The organism is Actinophytocola xanthii, assembly GCF_001921205.1.
Classification (GTDB): Bacteria; Actinomycetota; Actinomycetes; order Mycobacteriales; family Pseudonocardiaceae; genus Actinophytocola; species Actinophytocola xanthii.
Window position 1 is genome coordinate 1 of record NZ_MSIE01000158.1, and the last position, 3,259, is coordinate 3,259.

1 protein-coding gene is annotated in these 3,259 nt (G+C 73.6%); it reads left to right on the forward strand.

Translation table 11 applies throughout. The features are described 5' to 3' along the window. The first annotated feature begins 110 nt into the window (after positions 1-110). A complete protein-coding gene (locus BU204_RS37615) occupies positions 111-3,203 on the forward strand; it encodes an amidohydrolase family protein (protein ID WP_075130550.1) in 3,093 nt (1,030 codons plus the stop codon). Positions 3,204-3,259: the final 56 nt, after the last annotated feature.

Below are 3,259 nucleotides of genomic sequence, written 5' to 3' on the forward strand. Positions count from 1 at the left end.
CGACCCAGCATGAGCCGACCCGGCTCCCGCTCGTGAGGTGAACCAGTTGCCAACAACCCGGTTTTCCGGTGAGGTTGGGACTTCGGGCACGCACTCGTTGGGGAGGGGTCATGCACGAGGCGGGAATCACGCGTCGGGACGTTCTGCGGGGAGCGGGGATCGCGGCCGGGACCACGGTGCTCGGCGGTGCCGCCGCACACGCCGGCGCGGCGGACGCCGAGACCGGCACGGTGCGGCTCAGCGAGGGGACCAACATCTCCGCCCATGTCTCGCCCGACGGGCGCTTCGTGGCGTTCGACCTGGTGACCGGAATCTGGACCGTACCGTCCACCGGGGGCCCCGCGCGCCGGCTCACCGGTGACGACACCGACGCGACCCTGCCGACCTGGTCGCCCGACGGGCAGTCGCTGGTCTTCCAGGCCTACCGGGACGGCAACTACCACCTGTGGACCATCCGGGCCGACGGCTCCCAGCTCCGCCAGCTGACCAGCGGACCGTTCGACCACCGTGAGCCCCGGTTCTCCCCGGACGGGACCACGCTCGTGTTCTCCTCCGACCGCGGCGGCGCCGGCAGCTACGGCGTGTTCACCCTCGACCTCGCCACCGGTGCCATCACCGCGCGTACCGACACCGCGAGCGAGGAGGCCATGCCCACCTGGTCCCCGGACGGGCGGCGGCTGGCGTTCACCGTCGACGGCACCGCGATCGACGTCCTCGACCCGGCCGGCGGAACCGTCACCAGGGCCGTCACCGCCCCGACCGGTGCCACCCTGTTCGGTCCCGCGTTCTCCCCCGACGGCGCCACGCTGGCCTACGTCCGGATCACCGGGGCCACCGCCGAGCTGGTCGTCGGCGAGCGGGTGGTGAGCGCACGCGGCGAGGACGTGTTCGCCTTCGCCCCCACCTGGGTCTCCCCCGACGAGCTGGTGCACACCGCCGACGGCGTGGTCAAACGGCGCCGCATCGACGGGTCGGCCGCGGTCACCGTGCCGTTCGTCGCGACCGTCCCGGTCCTGCCCCGGCCCGAGTACCGGCAGGCCGTGCGCGACCTCGACTCCGCCCGCCCGCGCCGCGCACTGGGCATCGCGTCACCCGTGGCCTCCCCGGACGGCACCCGGATCGCCTTCCGCGCCCTCGGCGCGCTCTGGCTGCTCACGGTCGGGCACCCGGTGCCCGAACGGCTGGTGTCCGACGGGTACTTCAACTCCGACCCCGACTTCGCCCCGGACGGGCGGTCGATCGTCTTCAGCTCGGACCGGGCCGGCGAGGCCGATCTGTGGCTGCACGACCTCGACACCGGCGACGAGCGCAGGCTCTCCGCCCTGCCCGGCGCCCAGGTCACCCCGCGCTTCTCCCCCGACGGCGGCCGGATCGCCTACACCGACCAGGACGGCGTGGTGTGGGTGCTCGACCTCGCCACCGGCACGCCGCGCCAGGTCACCCCGCCGCTGTTCATGCCGGGCCGCCCGAGCTGGTCGGCGGACGGCCGCACGCTCGCCCTGGCCGCGGTGAAGCCGTACTCCCGCCGCTTCCGCGAGGGCACCAGCCAGGTGCTGACCGTCGACCTCGACAGCGGGACGCTCACCTACACCGAGCCGATGCCGCACGCCTCGATCGCCACCCGGGGCGACGACGGGCCGGTCTGGTCGCCCGACGGCCGCCACCTCGCCTTCGTGGTGGAGTCGTGCGCGTGGGTCGTACCGGTCGACGCGAGGGGGACCTTCACCGGGCCGCCGCGGCAGGTCACCTACGAGGTCACCGACGCGGTGTCCTGGCTCGGCACCGACCGGCTGCTGTACCTGCACAACGGCGAGCTCCGGTCGGTGGGTATCGGCGGGCGCGCACCGCGGGAGATCCCGCTGTCGCTGCGCTACCGGCCGGCGCGGGTCGAGGAGCACGAGGTGATCCGGGCCGGCGCGCTGTGGGACGGGCACGCCCAGCGGCTGCGGGAGCGGGTCGACATCGTGGTGGACCGCGGCCGCGTCACCGCCGTACTGCCTCAGGCTGACCGTTCGTACACCGTCGACGCCAGCGGGCTCACCGTGCTGCCCGGGTTGATCGACGCGCACATCCACTGGCACCTGCGCGGCCGGCACTGGGGCGACCGGCAGGGCCGGGCCTGGCTGGCCTACGGCGTCACGACCACCCGCTCTCCCGGCGACCCGGCCTACCAGTTCACCGAGACCCGGGAGGCGCTGGAGTCCGGCGGCCAGGTCGGGCCCCGCCTGTTCGGGACCGGCGAGGCCATCGACGGCTCCCGGGTCTACTACAACTTCATGCGGCCCACCCGGTCCCTCGCCCAGCTCGCGCTCGAGCTGGACCGGGCCAAGGCACTTGGCTACGACCTCGTCAAGACCTACGTCCGGCTGCCGGTGTCCTACCAGCGGCGCACGGTCGTCGCCGCGCACCGCGCGGGGCTGCCGCTCTCCTCGCACTACCTGTACCCCGCCGAGGTGATCGGCATGGACGGGATGGAACACACCGGGGCGACCAACCGCCTTGGCTACTCGCACACGGTCTCCCGGCTCGGCCGCGCCTACGCCGACGCGGTCACCCTGTTCGTGCGCTCCGGCATGTCGATCACGCCGACGCTGTTCAACTCGCGCGCGATCTACGCCGAGGACCGCTCGCTCGTCGAGGACCCGCGCACCCGCGCGCTGTTCCCCAGCTGGGAGTACGCGCAGTACGTCGCCAAGGCCGACGAGGCGCTCACCCCGGCCAACGCGGTCTTCGCCGCCCTGCTCGCCGCGAACGTCGACATGGTGCTGCGCATCCACCGCGGCGGCGGGTTCGTCATCGCCGGCACCGACGCCCCGCTGGACAACGTCGCGGTGTCGCTGCACGCGAACCTGCGGGCGATGGTCCGCCACGGCTTCACCCCGCACGAGGCGCTGACCACCGCCACCCGCAACCCCGCGCGATGGCTCGGCCTGTCCGGCCGACTCGGCGAGGTCCGCCCCGGCGCCTTCGCCGACCTGGCGTTCGTCGAGGGGAACCCGCTCGAGGACATCCGCGCCGCGGCGGCCGTCCGGATGGTCATGGTCGGCGGCACCCTACGCACGGTCGACGAGCTGGTCGCCCCGTTCGCCCAGCCCGCGGCGGCCGCCACCCCCGCCCTCGCGACCCGCGCCGTCCACCCCGACCACCGCCACGACGAGCGGTTCTGGTGGCACGAGCCCGAGTGGACGCAGCATTATTGTTGATTGCCAGTGTTTGATTGTTCGCTCCGCGAGGGCGCTTACCCTCCGTCTTCCCTCCT